The organism is Rhodococcus gannanensis, from assembly GCF_042681175.1.
In the GTDB taxonomy this organism is placed as follows: Bacteria; Actinomycetota; Actinomycetes; order Mycobacteriales; family Mycobacteriaceae; genus Rhodococcus_G; species Rhodococcus_G gannanensis.
Map to the genome: position 1 here is coordinate 200,401 of NZ_JBHUFB010000020.1, position 18,642 is coordinate 219,042.

Below are 18,642 nucleotides of genomic sequence, written 5' to 3' on the forward strand. Positions count from 1 at the left end.
CCTTCTAGGTGTCGACGAGGCAGGTCAGAGCGCGATGTTGACGGACTTGATGATCGTGTAGGCGTCGAGTCCGGCCGCGCCGAGTTCGCGGCCCCAGCCGGACTGCTTGTAGCCGCCGAACGGCATCGCGGTGTCGAAGCCGTTGTACTGATTGACCCACACCGATCCGGCCTTGATCTGCCGGGCCGTGCGGTGCGCCTTGGAGATGTCCCGCGTCCAGATCCCGGCGGCCAGGCCGTAGATCGAGTCGTTGGCGGCGGCCGCGACACCGGCTTCCGCGTCGAAGGGCATGGCCGCGACGACGGGGCCGAAGATCTCCTCCTGCACGATGGAGAACTCGGGCTTCACGTCGACGAACACGGTGGGCTCGACGAAGAATCCGGTGTCGCCGTGTCGCTTTCCACCGGTCAGGGCGCGCGCTCCGTCGGCGAGGCCGGCGGCCATGTATCCGGTGACCTTGTCGAACTGCTCCTGTGAGACGAGCGGTCCGAGCTGGGTGGCGGGGTCGAGCCCGGGGCCGATCTTCACCTGGCTCGCCACGTTCGCGACGGCCTGCGTGAACTCGTCGAAGATCTTGTCCTCCACGAACAGTCGGGTTCCCGCGACGCAGCACTGTCCGTGGTTGAACAGCCAGGCGTTCACACATCCCTCGACCGCGGCGTCGAAGTCGGCGTCCGCGAACACGATGTTGGGGCTCTTGCCGCCGAGTTCGAGGGTGACCTTCTTGAGGTTTCCCTTCGCGGCGTCGACGATCTTCTTGCCGACCTCGGTGGACCCGGTGAACGCGATCTTGTCGACGTCCTCGTGCGCGGACAGTGCCGCGCCTGCGTCGCCGAAGCCGGTGACGATGTTCACCACGCCGGGCGGGAATCCCGCCTCCTGGAACACCTCTCCGAGCAGCAGCGCCGTCAGCGGCGTCTGCTCGGCGGGCTTGAGGATGACGGTGTTCCCGGCGGCCAGCGCGGGCGCGAGCTTCCAGGCAGCCATCAGGATCGGGAAGTTCCACGGGACGATCAGGCCGCAGACCCCGACCGGCTCGCGCAGGGTGTAGGCGTGGAACCGGGCATCGCCGGCGAAGGGCATCGACACGTTGACGGTGCTGCCCTCGATCTTGGTGGCCCAGCCCGCGTAGTAGCGGAACACGTCCGCGGCCCAGGCGACGTCGACGGCGCTCGCGATGGTGGCGGCCTTGCCGTTGTCGAGGGCCTCGAGCTGGCCGAACTCCTCGGCGCGTGCGGACAGGATGTCGCCGACCCGCCAGATCAGCCGTTCCCGTTCGTTCGGCTTCATCGACGGCCACGGGCCGTCGTCGAATGCGCGCCGCGCCGCGCGGACGGCCCGGTCGACGTCCTCCCCCTGCCCGTACGCGACCTCGGTCAGCGCGTTGCCGGTGGCGGGGTCGTGGGTGGCGAACGTGCGGCCGGACGCGGCCTCCACCCACTCGCCGCCGATCAGCAGCTTCTTCGGCGGTCCGGCCAGGAAGCGCTGAACCGGGGCGGCGAGCGGGTATTCGGCAATCGCGGTCATCGGATCTCCTTCGAACTGACGATGTGACACACGTCATGTTTCGCCGATCCGACGGGTGCCAACTGTCCGAGCTTCGGACACCTGCACCTGCCGCCGGGTTCACCCGTCGTCCCCGTCACTGCGCTCCGGTACCGTTGCGGCACAGCGCTCGTCGTGGACTATGCCCGGTTCGCGGACTCCACGGTGATGTCCAGTGCGCGCATCCGCGCGTACAGGGTGCTGCGACTGATCCCCAACTGTGCCGCGGCGTGAACCTTGTTCCCGCCGCACGCATCGAGAGCCTCCACGATCGCCTGCCGCTCGGCGCGTTCCCGGCCACCGAGCCGCGCGAGGCGTTCGGAGGTGCGGTAGTGCTCGGGCAGATCGCTCACGGCTATCCGGGACGCGGAGCGGCCACCGTCGCCTGGGGCGACGCGACGCGCAGCGTCGCCGAGGACGACGCGCAGCTCCGCAAGGTTTCCCGGCCATGGGGCTGCGGCCAGGGCCGCGAGTGCCGGTGCCGTCAAACGGGTTCCGGGTGCGATCTCGTCGAGTACGCCCTGCGCGAGGTCTGGGAGTTCGGTCAGCCGCTGCCGCAGAGGAGGCAGGCTCACCTGGCCGGGGCAACGTGCCACCAGCGACGCCACCGGGCCCGGCAGGTCCGGCCCGGGCGCGGCGGTGAGCACGACGCGGGGGCCGTCGCCGGTGAGCGCGGACGCCAACAGCGACAGCACCGATTCCGGTAGCAGGTGCACCTGTTCCACCACGACGACGGCACCGTCGCGAAGGTGGGCGCCGAGTTCCGTCACCCAGCTGCCGACGCCCTGGACCACGACCTGCGTCGCGTCGAGCCACCGGGTTCCGGTGTCGCCGGCGACGTCCCTGGCGGCGCTGGTGCGGCCCGTTCCCGGTTCGCCCAGAATCGCCACGGATTCACGGGTGTCCCGCAGTCGCCGCACTTCGGCGCGGACACGCGCGCCGGGCTCGATCCGGCTCGAGCCGCGGGGAATCGGCGTGGACCGCCGCTCGGCCGGGCTCACCCGGAACAGTGCGCCACCGTCCGCGCCTGCGATGCGATCGACGTGCACGGTCACCGGTTCGCCCGAGGCGAGTTCGAGGTCGACGACCCGGGACTGGTCGGGGCGCAGGTCACCGACGAGTCCGCGCAGGACGGCGTGGTCGGCGACGTCGAGCATCTCCTGCGCCGCGCGATTGGCGAGCAGGACGTCCTCACCGATCGCGGCGACCGCCAACCGTCCCTGCGGCGACACCCGGTGGAACGCGTCGACGAGGCGCTGCTCGGACGCCCGGGACCCGTCGAGCAGCCGCTTCTGGATGTCGGCGGCGGCCCGCTGCAGGAACGGCGCGAACAGCGAGTTGACCTGCGGGGCAATGCAGGTCATGTCGAGAATGCCCTCCACGCGGCGGGTGACGGGGTGGATGATCGGGTGCCCGTAGCAACTCAGCTCGCGGAACTGTTCGAGGTAGTGCTCGTCACCGTTGACGATGATCCCCCGGCGCAGTTCCAGTGGCGTGCCGAGTGCGTTGGTCCCGGCACGGTCCTCCCCGAACCTCGATCCGATGATCGCACCGAGCCGTTCCATCCGGCGCTCGACGGCAGGGGTGTCGAAGACGCGGGCGACGATCCGGCAGTCGGGGTCGGCGAGCAGGACGCAGAGTTCGGTTCCCTCGATCTGCACGCCGATCTCGTCGAGTACCGGGCGGGCGGCCCGCAACAGTCGGGACGAGAGGTCGAGGTCCGCGGCCGGCTCGGCGTCGAACGCGCCACCGGGGTCCACCCCGCACAGGGCGGACCGCTTCCACGACAGTTCGATCTCCGGACGGACCTCGATCCGGCCGTCCCCCCGCGTCGGTTCCCGCATGTCGGCTACCTCAGTTGCTCCCGATCAGTTCGACCGCCAGTTCCCGCATCTCGACCTTGCGAACCTTGCCGGTGACCGTCATCGGGAACTCGTCGACGACGTGGACGTAGCGGGGAATCTTGTAGTGGGCGAGCTTTCCCGTGCAGAACTCGCGGACCGCGGCGGCGTCCAACGGGGTGGCACCCTCCCGCATCCGCACCCAGGCCATCAGTTCCTCGCCGTACTTCTCGTCGGGCACCCCGATGACCTGCGCGTCGAGGACGTCGGGGTGTGTGTAGAGGAACTCCTCGATCTCCCGGGGGTAGATGTTCTCGCCGCCGCGGATGACCATGTCCTTGATACGACCGGTGATCGCGACGTACCCGCCCTGGTCCATGACGCCGATGTCCCCGGTGTGCATCCACCGCGCCGCGTCGATCGCTTCGGCGGTCTTCTCCGGGTTGTTCCAGTACCCCAGCATCACCGAGTAGCCGCGGGTGCACAGCTCGCCTGCCACGCCACGGGGCACGGTGAGACCGGTGGCGGGATCGACGATCTTGACCTCGAGATGCGGGCCGACACGGCCGACCGTGGACACCCGCTGGTCGATGGTGTCGTCGGACCGGGTCTGCAGGGACACCGGTGACGTCTCGGTCATGCCGTAGCAGATGGAGACCTCGCTCATGCCCATCCGTTCGATGACCTGCTTCATCACCTCGACGGGGCAGGGCGAGCCCGCCATGATGCCGGTGCGCAGACTCGACAGGTCGTAGGACTCGAAGCCGGGTTCGGCGAGTTCGGCGATGAACATCGTCGGGACGCCGTACAGGGAGGTGCACCGCTCGGCCTGCACCGCCTCCAGGGTGGCCTTCGGGTCGAAGGCGGGTGCCGGAATCACCATCGCCGCACCGTGACTGGTGCACGCGAGGTTGCCCATGACCATGCCGAAGCAGTGGTAGAACGGCACCGGAATGCAGACCCGGTCGGCCTCGGTGTAGTGGCACAACTCCCCGACGAAGTACCCGTTGTTGAGGATGTTGTGGTGACTGAGCGTAGCGCCCTTCGGGAATCCCGTTGTCCCCGAGGTGTACTGGATGTTGATCGGATCGTCCGCGGACAGCGACGCCTGCGCGGCGGCCAGGGCACCGCGATCGGCGGCGAGGGCGTCGGCGCCTTCGGTGAGCAGCGCCTGCCAGTCGTCGCTGCCGAGCAGGATGACGGACTCGAGTGCGGGACAGTTCGGCCGGACCTCCTCGATCATCGCGGCGTAGTCGGAGGTCTTGAAGGCGGCCGCGGAGACCAGCGTTCGGATGCCTGCCTGCTCGAGCACGTACTGCAGTTCGTGCGAGCGGTAGGCGGGATTGATGTTGACCAGGATGGCGCCGACCTTCGCCGTCGCGTACTGCACCATGGTCCATTCGGCGCAGTTCGGCGCCCAGATCCCCACCCGGTCACCCTTGCCGAGTCCACGCGCGAGGAGTGCCGCGGCGAGCCCGTCGACCTCGACGGCCAGTTCGGCGTAGGTCCACCGCCGACCGGTGGCGTACTCGACCAGCGCGTCGCGGTCGCCGTGGGCGGCGACGGTCCGGTCGAAGTTGTCGCCGATCGTGTCCCCCAGCATCGGGGCGTCCCACGGGCCCGAGGCGTAGCTGGGCAGGGCGATCGGCTCTGCGGACGGAGTCCGGTCATTCGCAGCAGCGGACGGGGTCCGGGTCATGTCAGTCCTCCTCGAGCCCGGCCGGCCGGCGACGGGCTGTGTATCTCGAACGTACTCGCAGCGATGTGATCCACGACATACTCCGCCCAATGGGGTGCCGGCAACTGTGCGGGAACCGGACACCCCACGGGCGGAGGGCTGAGACATATCTAGAGCGCGAGGTCCTTGGTCTCGACCAGGGCGCGGGTGCAGAAGAAGCTCAGGACCGCGAGCGCCGCGAGCATCACGCCGATCGCGATGCCACCGAAGGAGGCCGCGAGCGGTGCCGCGACGAGCGGCGGGATCGCTCCACCCAGGACGCCTGCGAGGTTGTAGCCCAGGCCCGCACCGGTGTAGCGGTAGCGGGTGGCGAACATCTCGGGGAGCAGCGCACCGCACGGCCCGTAGGCGACGCCGAAGATCGCGAGGGTGCCGAACATGCCGATCGCGAACGCGACCGGGGAACCGGTGTCGAGCAGCGGGAACAGCACCAGCGCCCAGCCGAACGCGGCCACGCAGGACGCCATGATCACCTTCCGGCGGCCGATGCGATCGGAGTACAGCGCGGACACGATGATCGCCGCACCGAAGACGAAGGCGGAGGCGATGCCCACCGACAGCACGAAGGGCCGCGAGAAGCCGAGGTTCTTGGTGCCGTAGCTGGTGAGGAACGCGGTGCCCAGGTAGAAGAACGCGAACAGCGTTGCGAGCGCACCTGCGGAGAGCAGGATCTCCTTGCTCTGGTAGCGCCAGGCGTCAGCGAACGGGAGCCGACGCGGCTCGTCCTGGTCCTGCGCACGGTCGGCGGCCTGGTTCGCCCTGAAGACGGGCGTCTCCTCGATCGCCAGCCGCATGTAGAGGCCGATGGCGACGAGCACGATGGAGAACAGGAACGGAATCCGCCAGCCCCACGAGAGGAAGGCCTCGTTGGTGTCGCCGAGGAAGATGCCGGTCACCAGGAAGGTGCCGGACGACAGGATGAACGCGAGGGCCGGGCCGAGCTGCGGGAACATCGCGTAGAGGCCGCGTTTGCCCGGTGGGGCGTACTCCGCCGTGAGCAGTGTGGCGCCTGCCCATTCGCCGCCGACCGCGAAGCCCTGCGCGAACCTCAGCAGCACCAGGATGAGCGGCGCCGCGACACCGATGGTGTCGGCACCGGGGAGCAGACCGATCAGCAGCGTCGAGATGCCCATCAGCAGCAGGGTGGAGACGAGCGTCTTCTTCCGCCCGATCCTGTCGCCGTAGTGGCCGAACAGCATCGCTCCGACCGGTCGCGCGAAGAACGCGACGGCGAACGTCGCGAACGACGCGACGGTGCCCGCGGTGGACCCGAGGGCGGGGAAGAACACGGTCGGGAAGACCAGCGCCGCGGCCGTCCCGTAGATGAAGAAGTCGTAGAACTCGATGGTGGTGCCGATGCAGCTCGCGACGGCAACGCGGCGCACGCTCGTGCCCGATTGGGCGGGGGCCTCGGCCCCTGACCGGGGCGCGGACTTCGGCGACACCGATTCCGATGACACTGTGGTCATGGGTCCCTCTCTCGCAGGGTGTGGGGATCCCGGTGTGATCACCGGGGTTGCGAGAGAAGGTAGTGATGCGGCTCACCCCATCAATACCCCCGAAAGGGGGTGGGGGTGAACCACGTCACATGGCCACCTCAGTTCGCGGCGGCGCTGAGGATCTCCTGACGGAGCTCGGACCACACCACGGCGTAGGCGTCCGGATCGTCGACGGAGCCGGCGAGCAGTTCCTGGTAGCGGGCCAGACGCGGCACGTACGCGGAGACGTCGTCGAAGACGTCGGCGGCGCGGCGGTCGAGATCGGCCAGCTTCTCCGCGTCGCCCTCTGCCTCGGGGAACTCGGCGTCGAGGGGCTCGAACCGCTCGACGACCTCGGCGAAGAGGAACTCGTCGATGGAGACCCGCTCGGCGTCGAGCTGGTTCTCCAGCTCCGAGAGACCCGCATCGTTCAGCGCGACGGCGCCGGCGTTCTCGGTGGCGCGACCCATCTCGACGAGGGCGGTCAGCGCGGCCTGCGCGGAGGACTCGGAGACCCCCAGCTGGGCTGCGAGTGCCGGGGCCGTCACCGATTCCTTGAGCCGAACGGTCTGGAGTAGTGCCAGCTCGTCCACGTTGCCTGCGAAGGCCATGTGTGTTTCTCCTGTTCGTGTTCGCGGCGCGGTCGGCGCGAGTGCGTCCGCGTCGTCCTGCGCATCATCATGGCGTGAGCGGGTGGCACGCAGTGCACCTACCCTCTGCTTCCGCCGACGCCGAGTGAGTCGAGGAAACCCGCCGCGGCCGCGACGAACACCGCGTTGTCGTCGCCGGCCACCATGTGTCCGGCGTCGGCGACGTCGACGGCGGACGCGTGCGGGATCAGGTCGAGCAGTTCGGAGACTCCGTCGTCGCTGACGATGTCGGATCGCGCGCCGCGGACCAGCAGGGTCGGGACCTCGATCCGCCGCGCCGCCGCGACCATCCGCTCGTGCGCCGCGACCGGCGTCTCGCCGTCGGGGCGCGGGCGGGTGAACGCCGGATCCCAGTGCCAGTACAGGCGACCGTTCTCGCGTTCGCGCAGGTTCCGGCGCAGCCCGTCCACATTCGACGGTCGAGTACGGTGCGGCTGGTAGGCGGCGACCGCGTCCGCGACCTCGTCGAGGTTCGCGAATCCGTCCGGCCGGCCCGTCATGAACTCGGTGATCCGCGCGACGCCTTCCGGTTCGACCTTCGGCGTGATGTCGACCAGGACGAGCGCCTGCACGCTTCCCCGATGCTCTCCCTCGGTGATCAGTCCGGTCATCCCGCCGAGCGACGCACCGAACAGGACCGGTCGCTCACCCAGCTGATCGACGACCGTGAGCAGGTCCTCGACCAGTCGATCGATTCGGTAGTCGCCGTCCGGCGCCCAGTCGCTGTCGCCGTGACCGCGGGCGTCGAGAGTGTGGACCGTCCAGCCGTCTGCGGCTATCCCGGCCGCCGCCCGGTTCCACGAGTGCCGGGTCTGGCCACCGCCGTGCAGCATGAGCACCGGGCCCCGGTCCCGGGACGTGTCGGCGGAGGTCCAGCGGTCGGCGGCGATGACTCCTGCGGCGCCTCGCAGTTCGACGGTGTCACGGTGTGCGTTCACGTCGACACCATAGGCGCGAGGGCTGCGGCGCCGGACGGACTTCACGCCACCAGCAGCGTGCCGGCGAGCGCGATGCCGGCCACCCACACGGTGGACGCCGCGGCCAGCACGAAGGGCCGCGGTCCGACCGAGCGCAGCAGGCCGACGCGCACGCCGAGACCGAGCGCGAACATCGCCGTGGTGAGGAGCGCGGTCTGCGCGAGCCGGGCCAGGTCGAGCGCTCCCTGCGGCAGCAGCCCGGACGAGCGCAGCGCCACGCACCCGAGGAATCCGATGACGAACACAGGAATCAGCGGCGGCTGGGTTCCCTCGGCGGCGCACTGGGCGGCTCGACGCTGCCGGGCACCGAGGTAGGCCATGACGGGGGCGAGCATCAGTACGCGGGCGAGCTTGACGACCGTTGCGACGGCGAGCGCGCCGCCGCCGATCATGCCGCCCGCAGCGACGACCTGCGCGACCTCGTGAATCGAGCCGCCGGCCCACATTCCTGCCTGGGTGTCGGTCAGCCCGAGCGCGCCGGACAGCAGCGGGATCGCCGGGATCATCAGCGTGCCGAAGACGACCACCAGGGCAACGGCGGTGAGCATCTCCTCTTCCTTCGCACCCACCACACCGTCGGTGGCCGCGACGGCGGCAGCGCCGCAGATCGAGAAGCCACATGCGATGAGGATGCGCTGGGTCCAGGACAGGCCCAGCAGTTTGCCCAGGTACAGGGTGCCTGCGATCCCGAGAGCGACGATCGCGACGACGACGGCGATCACACCCCACCCGAGCCCGACGATGTCGCTGAACATCAGCTGCAGTCCGAGCAGCGCGACACCGACACGGAGGAGCCGCTTGGCGGAGAAGTCGAGTCCGGGCTTGATCCAGGCGGGCACCGTGACCAGGTTCGACACCAGGGCGCCCGCGACGATCGCGATCAGCATCGGGTTGACCGCCGGCACCAGTCGGCCGATCCCCATCGCGATCGCCGCACCGACGACGCACAGGGCCGCACCGGCCGTGACACCCGTCCACCTCGCGCGGGCCGCGCCCGCGGACGCAGCGGCCGTCGTCGCTGGCAGGCGGTCGGCTGTCGGCTCCGGGAGGTTTCGCACTTCACTGGACATACCGTTCACAGTGGTCCACACAGCGCCGGCTCGGTAGCCGTCATCTCGCCATTGCCCCATATCGATCAGATATGCATTGTCGCACTGACATATGATTCGAGAATGCATCGCACGTGGCCCGATCTCGACGTCCTGGAACTCCTCGTCGGCGTCGACGATCACGGAAGTCTCAGTGCCGCAGCCCGGATCGCCGGAATGGCGCAACCGAACGCGAGCCGCGCGATCAAGCGACTGGAGGCGCAGGTAGGCACACCGCTGCTTCAGCGCAAACCGACTGGTTCGACGTTGACACCCGAGGGGACGGTGCTCGCTCACTGGTCACGCCGGGTGCTGGGCGAGGCCGGGCAGCTGCTCGACGTGGCGGCGGGCATGCGCGAGAAGCGGGCCGCCGAACTCACCGTCGGCGCCAGCATGACCGTTGCCGAGCATCTCATGCCCGCCTGGCTGGGCCGGTTCCGCCGAACGGTCCCCGCCGTGACGATCCACCTGCAGGTACGCAACTCGATGCAGGTGTGCGAGGACGTCACGGCGGGCGCGTGCGACGTCGGGTTCGTCGAGTCGCCCACGGTCCCCCGCGGGCTGCACAGCGTGGCCGTCGCCCACGACCGCCTGGTCGTGGTGGTCGATCCCGGCCATCCATGGGCCCGCCGGCGCCGCCCGCTGTCGATCGCCGAACTGGCGGCCACCCCCCTCGTCGTCCGCGAACCGGGTTCCGGAACCCGGACGACACTCGACGTCGCTCTCCATGAATACGACAGGGCGGCACCGCTTCTCGAACTGGGAAGCGGTGCCGCCGTGCGGACGAGCGTTCTGAGTGGGGTGGGTCCGGCCGTGCTGAGCACGCTCGCGGTGTCGGCGCAGGTGGACTCCGGCGAGCTGCGGGTGGTCGAGGTGGACGGACTCCACCTCGACCGCACCCTGCGGGCCGTGTGGCGCCCGCCCCGACAGCTCGAAGGCCCGGGCGGCGACCTGGTCAGGCTCGTGCGGCGCAACCGCACCTGAGAGGGACCCGGAACGCTGCTGTGAGGTGCGTCCGGCTTCAGTGAAGGGGCGCGTCCGTCGCGGCGCGCACGTCGTCCGCGGAGACCCCGGGTGCGCACTCGCACAACACCAGTCCCGACTCCGTGACGTCGATGACGGCGAGGTTGGTGACGATCCGGTGCACCACACACTGCCCGGTCAGGGGAAGGGTGCAGGCGCGCACGATCTTCGGCTCCCCCGACTTGTCCGTGTGGTCCATCAGCACGATGATCTTCCCGGCGCCGTGCACCAGGTCCATCGCGCCGCCCATGCCCTTGACCATCTTGCCGGGAACCATCCAGTTGGCGAGGTCGCCCGATTCGGACACCTGCATGCCGCCGAGCACCGCGACGTCGATGTGACCGCCGCGGATCATCCCGAACGACAGTGCGGAGTCGAAGAAGGCGGCGCCGGCGTTCACCGTGACGGTTTCCTTGCCCGCGTTGATCAGGTCCGCGTCCACGGCGTCGTCGTCGGGGTAGGAACCGGTCCCGAGGATGCCGTTCTCGCTGTGCAGTGTCACGTCGAGCCCGGGCGGGAGGTGGCCCGGAATCAGTGTGGGGAGACCGATTCCGAGGTTGACGTAGTCGCCGTCGGTGAGTTCGGCGGCGGCCCGCGCCGCCATCTGGTCGCGGGTCCAGCCTGTGACCGCGGTGAGTGTGCCGGTCATGCGTGAACCCCGTTCGTCGCGCGGCGGCCACTGTGGTTGCGGCGCGACGCCACCGTCCGCTTCTCGATCTTCTTGTCCTGCCGTCCCGTACAGACCACGCGGTCGACGAAGATGCCGGGAAGGTGGACCATCGCGGGATCGAGGACGCCGGGTTCGACGAGCGTCTCGACCTGGGCGATGCACACCCGCCCCGCCATCGCGGCGAGGGGGTTGAAGTTGCGTGCCGCGAGATTGAAGACCAGGTTTCCCGCCGTGTCCCCGACGGCGGCGTGCACCAGGGCGTAGTCGGTGGTGATCGACTCCTCCAGCAGGTATCGCCTGCCCGCATAGTCACGGGTCTCCTTCGCCGGCGACGCCACCGCGACCGAGCCGTCGGACCCGTACCGCCACGGCAGACCGCCCTCGGCGACCGGGGTTCCGACTCCGGCCGGGGTGAAGAACGCGGGAATGCCCGCCCCGCCCGCGCGCAGTCGCTCGGCAAGGGTGCCCTGCGGCGTCAACTCCACCTCCAGCTCACCGTCCAGGTACTGACGTGCGAACTCGCGGTTCTCGCCGACGTACGACGCGGTCACGCGACGAATCCGGCGCTTCTCCAGCAGGAGCCCGAGGCCGTGCCCGTCGGTGCCGCAGTTGTTGGACACCACGTCGAGTCCGGTGGCGTCACCGTCCGCGAGGGCGGCTATCAGCGCGTCGGGAATGCCGCACAGCCCGAAGCCGCCGACCGCCAGGGACGCACGGTCGGGAATATCCGCCACCGCGTCGGCCGCCGACACGTACACCCGCGTCACGACGACACCCGCGCCGCGGTCCCGGACAGTTCGCGGACGAACTCCTCGGCGCGCGGCCAGTGTCCGTATCCGGCCGCGGGATTGAGGTGGCCGACCGCGCCCAGGTCCACCAGACGGCTTCCCCACACCTCGGCCATCCCGGCAACCCGCCGGTGTCGCGCGAGCGGGTCGTTGGTACTCGCCGCGACGATGCTCGGAAACGGCAGCCGCCGTCGGGGCACGGGAAGCCAGCCGCCGCGGTCGAGCTGCTTCGTCGTCGGGTACCCGTCGGGCAGCGGGTGTTCCAGATCGGCCGGGGTGGCGAGCAGTGCACCCTGGATCGGGCGGGTCGCCTGCTGCGCCCAGTGTGCCGTGATCATCACACCCGCGCTGTGCGCCACGAGGACCACGGGGCCGTCGATGCCGGAGAGCACGACGTCGAGCGCCTCGACCCGCGCCTTCCGACTCAGCTTGTCCTGTTCGAGCGGCGGCACGGTGCGGACTCGGTCGAGCTTCTCGGCGAGCAGCGTCTGCCAGTGCTCGGCGACGTGGTCGCGCAGGCCGGGCACGATCACCACGGTCGGGTCGGTGGTGCTGTTCATGGGTTCTCCTCGGTGCGGCTGCGCCGCCCGTGCGCGATTCGCACCCAGGTCGGGGTGAAGATCACGCACGGGCGCGGAGCGCTCAGGGGTGGCGGTTCGGGGCGTAGCCGAGCTGGGCGAGGGTCTCGTCGGCGTTCGCGTAGGTGGTGCCGATCTTGTAGATGTCGCGGGCCTCCTTGCCGGTGGCCACCTCGCGGCCGAGTTCCTTGGCGACGCGGACCAACTGGCGGACCTGCTCGGCGGAGGTGATCTTCTCCTCGCCACTCGGGGCCCACAGGTTGTCCTCGTTGCCACAGCGGGTGTGCAGGCCCATCGCGATCGCCATCGTGTTGACGGGAAGCACACTGCGCATGAGGGTTTCGAGGGTCAGGCAGGCGCCGTCCGGGACGCGCTGGACGAAGTTCATGATGTTGTACGGGTTCGGGCCGTCGAATCCGCCGCCGATGCCGACCCAGGTGAGGTTCAGCGGTCCGGTGTAGACGCCGCGACGGATCAGCCGCTCCACCGTCTCCAACTGCGGGATCGACGACAGCTGGAAGTGAGGCTGGATGCCTGCGGCCTGGAGACGGCGCAGGTGCTCCTCGACCCACTCGGGTCCGGCGGGGACGGTCATCTCCCGGTAGGTGTCGGCGAGCTCGGCGTTCTCCAGGGAGGTGCCCCGGATGTCGTCCGACGTCATCAGCTCCATGATGTTCATCTGGCTGGTGTTGATCGCGATCGTGACCTGGTCCGGCTTCGGGTCCAGTTCGGCCAGCATGTGACGGACGTTGTCGGGCAGCCACTTCGCGTCGGCGCCGTCACCCTCCGGGGCGAAGGAGATCGAACCACCGACCTGCAGGATCATGTCCGGCACCGCCTCCCGGAGGCGGCCGAGGAGCTCGTTGAACTTCGACAGCCGCTTGGAGCCCTTGCCGTCCTCCTCGCGAACGTGGATGTGGAGCACGGTCGCGCCCGCCTCGTAGCAGTCGACGGCCTTCTGGACGTGCTCGTCCATCGTCAGGGGAAGGTCCTCGGGGAAGTCCTCCACCGCCCATTCCGGGCCGTACGGGGCGACGGTGATGACCAGCTTCTCCTGGTTCTCGGGGAAGAACGCGTCGTCGGCGAAATACATTGTGTGACTCCGTTTCTGGATGAGGGTGAGAAGTGGGGCGGATCAGAAGGGACGGTCGCCCACGATCCCGGCGCGCTCCATCTTGCGGACGGCGGGCCAGTAGTCCTGGACGGCGTAGTGCTGGGTGGACCGGTTGTCCCAGATGGCGACGCTGTTCGGGGTCCAGCGCCAGCGGACCTGGTACTCGGGAATGGTGGCCTGGCTCTGCAGGTAGCGCAGCAACTCGCCTGCGCCGGGCGCGTAGTCGATGCCGCAGCGGACGTTCTCCGCGGTGTGGAAGTTCGTGATGTGGGTGGTGAAGGAGTTGACGAACAGGATCTTCTCGCCCGTCTCCGGGTGGGTGCGCACCACCGGGTGTTCGGCGTCCGGGAACCGCTCCTTGAGTGCGAGGCGCTCCTCGATCGGCATGCGGGCTCCGAACGTCGACTCGATGCTGTGCCGTGCCCGCAGGCCGGCGATCCGTTCCTTGACGTGCTCCGGTAGGCGCTCGTATGCGAGCGCCATGTTCACCCACATGGTGTCGCCACCGACGGCCGGTCCCTCGATGCAGCGGAGGACGGCGCCCATCGGCGGGTTCTCGCGCCACGTCGCGTCGCAGTGGTACGCGTTCTCGAACCGCTCGGGCGGGCTGTCCAGGTCCTTGTAGATGCGGACGAGCCCGGGGTGATCCGGGTCGCTGCCGACGACGGGATGGTCCTCCAGCGACCCGAAACGCTCCGCGAGCGCGACGTGCTCGCCTCGCGTCATGTCCTGCTCACGGAAGAACAGGACCTTGTGCTCGAGCAGCAGCGCCCGCAGCTCGGCGAAGCGGCTGTCGTCACGCGCGACCTCGGCGAGGTCGACTCCGTGCACCTCGGCGCCGATGCTGCAGGTGAGGGGGCGTGCGTCCAGTGCGGTCCGGGCCGGGGCCGATCGGACGTCGACGGTTGCGGTCATGATCGTCTCCTTGTCAGCAGGTGAAGACCGAGGACCCGACGCTGCGGCCGGATTCCAGGTCACGGTGGGCACGGACGGCGTCGTCGAGTGCGTACTGCTGGTTGATCTCGATGGCGATGCGACCGGCCGCGACGTGGTCGAACAGCTCGCCTGCCAGCTCGGCCCGTTCCTCGGGGTCGGCGATGTAGTCGGCGAGGGCGGGACGGGTCACGAACAGCGATCCCTTGACCGCGAGCTGCATCGCGTCGATCGGCGGGACGGGACCGGACGCGGTCCCGAAGGCGACGAGGAGGCCACGCCGGGCGAGCGAGTCGATCGACGTCTGGAAGGTGGTGGCGCCGATGCTGTCGTAGACCACCGGCACGCCCTTGCCGTCCGTGAGTTCGCGGACGCGCTCGGCGACGTTCTCCCGGGTGTAGACGATGACCTCGCTGCACCCGTGTGCCCGCGCGACGGCGGCCTTCTCGTCGGTGGAGACCGTTCCGATCACGTTGACACCCAGGAGCTTCGCCCACTGCGTGAAGATCAGTCCCACGCCGCCGGCGGCGGCGTGCAGCAGGACCGTGTCGCCGGCCTGCAGGGGGTGGATCCGTCGCAGCAGGTACGCGGTGGTCAGTCCGCGCATGGTCATCGCTGCCGCGGTCCCGAAGGTGATCCGGTCGGGCAGCGCGATGAGGTGGTCGGCGGGCATCACGCGCTCGGTGCTGTACGCGCCGAGCGGGCTGCCGGTGTAGGTGACGCGATCACCCGCTCGGAACCCGGTGACGCCGGCACCGACCGACTCGACGACGCCCGCGGCCTCCACGCCCATGCCTGCGGGCAGCGGTGCCGGGTACAGGCCGGTCCGGAAGTAGGTGTCGGCGAAGTTCAGGCCGACGGCCTCGTGCCGGATCCGCACCTCACCGGCCCCCGGGTCGCCCACCTCTACGGACTCCCACTTCAGGACCTCGGGACCACCCGTCTCGTGGAATCGGATCGCGTTCGCCATGTGAGTTCTCCTCGGTTCTGTGCTCGCCGGTGGCGATTCCACGCGCGGCGAGTGCGGTGTTCCTCTGCGTCACAACGGGTTTCATGTTCTGCACGCCTTCGCTGTGACGTCGCTGACACCACAGTAGCGAGGAGTCCGGGGTCACACTTATCCTGAGGGGACATATTTGTTGCCGTCTCGGGACACCCCCCGCACCACCGGGCTCCCGAACATCCGCCGGGGAGGAGACCCTCGTGGCCAAGCCACTCGCGCGCTACGCCGCGCTGACCGGGTACATCGAGCTGAGCCGATCCCTGTCACTCGATCCTGTCCAGCTGATGCGCAGTGTCGCCCTCGACCCCGCCGGCCTGGAACTACAGGACCGCTGGGTACCGGCGGCATCGGTCGCACGCCTGCTCGAACTGTCGGCCGCCGCATCCGGGCGACCGGACTTCGCACTCAAGTTGGCAGATCGCCGCCGCCTCTCGACCCTCGGCCCACTGAGCATCAGCCTCCGCGAGGAGCCCGACGCCCGCAGCGCGGTCCGTCTCCTCATCAGGTTCCAGCACATGTTCAACGAGTCCCTGCACATCCACCTGTCGGAGCGCGGCGGGCTGTCCACGATTCGCATCCACGTCGACACCGGCGAGCCGATGCCCGTCCGCCAGTCCACGGAGCTGGCCGTCACCGCGACGTACCAGCTGCTCGTCCACGTCCTGGGCGACCGCTGGCATCCGGTGTCGGTGTGCTTCGAGCACTCCCGGCCGGCAGACGACGCCACCCACCGGCACACCTTCGGCGTACCTCTGAGTTTCGACGCCGAGTTCTCGGGGATCGTGGCCTACACGAGCGATCTCGACGAGCCCAACCGCCTGTCCGACCCGGTGCTGCGGTCGTACGCCCGTCAGTTCCTCGACACCGTCAGCACCCCCGAGGAACCCACGACGACGACACGGGTACGCGAACTCGTCGAACTACTGCTCCCCACGGGACGGTGCACGATCGACCAGGTCGCGCGCAGCATCGGCGTGGATCGCCGCACCGTGCACCGACACCTGGCCAAGTCCGGCCTGACCTTCACCGCCGTCCTCGACGAGACACGGGCCGAGCTGGCGAATCGCATGGTGACCGGCCGGCGCTACTCGTTCACCGAGATCTCCGAGATGCTGGCGTTCTCCACTCCCAGCAGCTTCTCGCGGTGGTTCCACCAGCAGTTCGGCATGAGCCCACGAGAGTGGCGCAAGCAGGCCTCCGGTTAGCCACCGAACCCTCGCCAGGAAGCTGTCCCGAAAAGGACAGAAATGCGTCCCGCGAAGGTAATAATCTGCGCGCTGGTACGGATAGCGTGATCCACGCCACTTTCGACAGGGGTTGCCGTCCACGTCACCCCCGTTCACCCCACGCGTGAAACGAGTGCCACCGATGACCACGAATCCCGATCCGATCCGGACGCCGACCCTCGACACGATGCGTCGCAACGGAAACTGGAATCCCTTGTGGGACACCCTGTCCGACTGGGATCCCGAATGGACCGAGCAGTTCATGGCGATGAACGCGACGCCGATCCGTCGCGGGATCTTCACCCCCGAGTTCGTCGAACTCCTCAGCATCGCCATCGACGCCGCGGCCACCCACCTGTACGCACCCGGCGTGCGGCGGCACATCCGAGCCGCCCTCGAACTCGGGGTCTCCCGCGAGGAGATCCTGACGGTCCTGCAGATGGTGAGCGTTCTCGGCATCCACGCCTGCAATCTCGGCGTGCCCATCCTCGAGGAGGAACTCGACGCGTTCGAGGCCCGCCGCGCCGCGTCCTGAGCTGCGCAGCCTCCTGCACCGCGCAGTGTCCTGAACTGCGCCGCACCCACCCCACCACCATCTCCCGCCCGAGGAGCATCCATGGGACTGCCCACCACCACGACCGCCGAACCGACCGGCGCCCCCGACCCCGCCGGCGCCGCCACCACGCCGGGTCTCGCGCCTGCGGGTCGCCGCCGATCGCTCTACCCCTGGCTCGTGTTCGCGCTCACCTTCGCACTGCTGCTCTCGGACTACATGTCCCGGCAGGTGCTCAGCGCCGTGTTCCCCTTCCTGAAAGCCGATTGGGCACTGACCGATTCGCAGCTGGCGTCGCTCACCAGCATCGTCGCGCTGATGGTCGGCCTGCTGACCTTCCCGCTCTCGCTGCTCGCCGACCGCTGGGGCCGGGTCCGCAGTCTCGTCCTGATGGCCGTGATCTGGAGCCTCGCGACGCTGGCCTGCGCGGTGGCCGCGAACTACGAGCAGATGCTCGCCGCCCGCTTCCTGGTCGGCGTCGGCGAGGCCGCATACGGCAGCGTGGGAATTGCTCTGGTGCTCAGCGTCTTCGCACCGCGCGTGCACTCGACGCTCAGCGGCGCCTTCATGGCGGGCGGCTCGTTCGGTTCGGTCATCGGCGTCTCGCTCGGTGGCGTGATCGCGGTACACCTGAGCTGGCGGTGGTCGTTCGCCGCGATGGCCGTCCTCGGACTGCTGCTCGTCGCGGTGTTCCGGGCCGTCGTCACCGAACGCCGACTGGCGGAGCACAACGCCGAAGCCGACTCGCACACCGACCTGCCTACGGCCACCCGGATCCGGGTTCCGGTGTCGACCCTGTTCACCAACCCCGCGATCTGGTGCGCGTATCTCGGTGGTGGGCTCCAGATGTTCACCGCGGCGGTGCTGCTCGCCTGGACCCCCAGCTTCTTCAACCGGTACTACGGTCTCGCCCCCGACAAGGCAGGCGTCATCGCCTCGGTGTTCGTCCTGCTCATCGGAACCGGCATGGTCGTGTGCGGCATGATCACGGACCGCGTCAGCCGCAACGACCCGTCGCGGAAGTGGGCCAGTGCGGTCGCCTACTGCACGATCTCCCTCGCCGCCCTCGGCACCGCCTTCACCCTGGAAACCGGTGCGCTCCAGCTGATCCTGCTCGGAGTCGGTGCCTTCTTCTCCGCCGGGTCCTCGGGCCCGACCGCGGCGATGGTGGCGGGCCTGACGCACCCCTCGGTGCGGGCGTCGGCGCTCGGCACCCTCACCGTGGCGAACAACATCCTCGGCCTCGCGACCGGGCCGTTCGTCGTGGGAATCCTCGCCGACCGGCTCGGCCTTGTCGGTGCCCTGCAGATCACCCCGCTCGTGTACCTGCTCGCGATCGCGGCGCTGCTGGTCGGCAGGCGCGTGTACCCCGCCGGGCTACGCAAGCTCACCGAGCAGAGCGCGGCTGCTTCGGCGCGCGCCTAGGGCGTGTCATCC

17 protein-coding genes are annotated in these 18,642 nt (G+C 69.3%); 4 read left to right on the top strand and 13 right to left on the bottom strand.

The window, feature by feature from the left end:
* Window positions 1–24 precede the first annotated feature (24 nt).
* From ACFSJG_RS21715 to ACFSJG_RS21745, 7 genes are all read right to left on the bottom strand, one after another.
* Window positions 25–1,527 (bottom strand): aldehyde dehydrogenase family protein, encoded by a 1,503-nt coding sequence (locus ACFSJG_RS21715; protein ID WP_378487312.1) that lies wholly within the window; start codon window positions 1,525–1,527, stop codon window positions 25–27.
* Between the two features lie 158 nt (window positions 1,528–1,685).
* Window positions 1,686–3,389 (bottom strand): sigma-54-dependent Fis family transcriptional regulator, encoded by a 1,704-nt coding sequence (locus tag ACFSJG_RS21720; RefSeq protein WP_378487313.1) that lies wholly within the window; start codon window positions 3,387–3,389, stop codon window positions 1,686–1,688.
* A 10-nt stretch (window positions 3,390–3,399) separates the two neighbouring features.
* A complete protein-coding gene (locus ACFSJG_RS21725) occupies window positions 3,400–5,085 on the bottom strand; it encodes an AMP-binding protein (protein ID WP_378487314.1) in 1,686 nt (561 codons plus the stop codon).
* Between the two features lie 149 nt (window positions 5,086–5,234).
* Complete coding sequence (locus ACFSJG_RS21730; protein WP_378487315.1) at window positions 5,235–6,593, bottom strand: MFS transporter; 1,359 nt, start codon at window positions 6,591–6,593, stop codon at window positions 5,235–5,237.
* Window positions 6,594–6,721: 128 nt separating this feature from the next.
* Entirely contained in the window at window positions 6,722–7,213 is a 492-nt protein-coding gene (locus ACFSJG_RS21735; protein ID WP_378487316.1) for a hypothetical protein, read from the bottom strand.
* A gap of 98 nt (window positions 7,214–7,311) precedes the next feature.
* Window positions 7,312–8,190 carry an alpha/beta fold hydrolase gene (locus ACFSJG_RS21740; RefSeq protein ID WP_378487317.1) on the bottom strand — a complete coding sequence of 293 codons (879 nt, stop codon included), beginning with the start codon at window positions 8,188–8,190 and terminating at the stop codon, window positions 7,312–7,314.
* Between the two features lie 41 nt (window positions 8,191–8,231).
* Window positions 8,232–9,299, bottom strand: coding sequence for a YeiH family protein (locus ACFSJG_RS21745; RefSeq protein WP_378487318.1), 1,068 nt, complete (start codon window positions 9,297–9,299; stop codon window positions 8,232–8,234).
* 102 nt (window positions 9,300–9,401) lie between these two features.
* Here ACFSJG_RS21745 and ACFSJG_RS21750 point away from each other — a divergent pair, with 102 nt between their 5' ends.
* Window positions 9,402–10,301, top strand: coding sequence for a LysR family transcriptional regulator (locus ACFSJG_RS21750; protein ID WP_378487319.1), 900 nt, complete (start codon window positions 9,402–9,404; stop codon window positions 10,299–10,301).
* Between the two features lie 37 nt (window positions 10,302–10,338).
* Here ACFSJG_RS21750 and ACFSJG_RS21755 read toward each other — a convergent pair whose 3' ends face one another.
* The 6 genes from ACFSJG_RS21755 to ACFSJG_RS21780 form a co-directional block, all read right to left on the bottom strand.
* Window positions 10,339–10,989, bottom strand: a complete 651-nt coding sequence (locus ACFSJG_RS21755; RefSeq protein WP_378487320.1) for a 3-oxoacid CoA-transferase subunit B — start codon at window positions 10,987–10,989, stop codon at window positions 10,339–10,341.
* The gene (locus ACFSJG_RS21760) at window positions 10,986–11,777 is read right to left on the bottom strand and encodes a CoA transferase subunit A (protein ID WP_378487321.1); all 792 of its coding nucleotides are present in this window, start codon (window positions 11,775–11,777) and stop codon (window positions 10,986–10,988) included. Before ACFSJG_RS21760 ends, ACFSJG_RS21755 begins: the two co-directional genes overlap by 4 nt.
* Window positions 11,774–12,358: an RBBP9/YdeN family alpha/beta hydrolase gene (locus tag ACFSJG_RS21765; RefSeq protein WP_378487322.1), complete on the bottom strand. Its 585-nt coding sequence runs from the start codon at window positions 12,356–12,358 to the stop codon at window positions 11,774–11,776. Before ACFSJG_RS21765 ends, ACFSJG_RS21760 begins: the two co-directional genes overlap by 4 nt.
* A gap of 82 nt (window positions 12,359–12,440) precedes the next feature.
* On the bottom strand, window positions 12,441–13,469 hold the full coding sequence (locus ACFSJG_RS21770) for a beta-keto acid cleavage family enzyme (protein WP_378487323.1): 1,029 nt from the start codon (window positions 13,467–13,469) through the stop codon (window positions 12,441–12,443).
* A 42-nt stretch (window positions 13,470–13,511) separates the two neighbouring features.
* Complete coding sequence (locus tag ACFSJG_RS21775) at window positions 13,512–14,405, bottom strand: TauD/TfdA dioxygenase family protein (protein WP_378487324.1); 894 nt, start codon at window positions 14,403–14,405, stop codon at window positions 13,512–13,514.
* A gap of 13 nt (window positions 14,406–14,418) precedes the next feature.
* Window positions 14,419–15,393, bottom strand: a complete 975-nt coding sequence (locus ACFSJG_RS21780; RefSeq protein WP_378487325.1) for a quinone oxidoreductase family protein — start codon at window positions 15,391–15,393, stop codon at window positions 14,419–14,421.
* Between the two features lie 233 nt (window positions 15,394–15,626).
* Between ACFSJG_RS21780 and ACFSJG_RS21785 the strand changes: the two genes are divergently transcribed.
* The 3 genes from ACFSJG_RS21785 to ACFSJG_RS21795 all read left to right on the top strand — a co-directional run bounded on the left by ACFSJG_RS21785 (window position 15,627) and on the right by ACFSJG_RS21795 (window position 18,630).
* Entirely contained in the window at window positions 15,627–16,631 is a 1,005-nt protein-coding gene (locus tag ACFSJG_RS21785) for an AraC family transcriptional regulator (RefSeq protein WP_378487326.1), read from the top strand.
* A gap of 163 nt (window positions 16,632–16,794) precedes the next feature.
* Window positions 16,795–17,187 carry a carboxymuconolactone decarboxylase family protein gene (locus ACFSJG_RS21790; protein WP_378487327.1) on the top strand — a complete coding sequence of 131 codons (393 nt, stop codon included), beginning with the start codon at window positions 16,795–16,797 and terminating at the stop codon, window positions 17,185–17,187.
* Window positions 17,188–17,268: 81 nt separating this feature from the next.
* Window positions 17,269–18,630, top strand: coding sequence for an MFS transporter (locus ACFSJG_RS21795; RefSeq protein WP_378487328.1), 1,362 nt, complete (start codon window positions 17,269–17,271; stop codon window positions 18,628–18,630).
* Window positions 18,631–18,642: the final 12 nt, after the last annotated feature.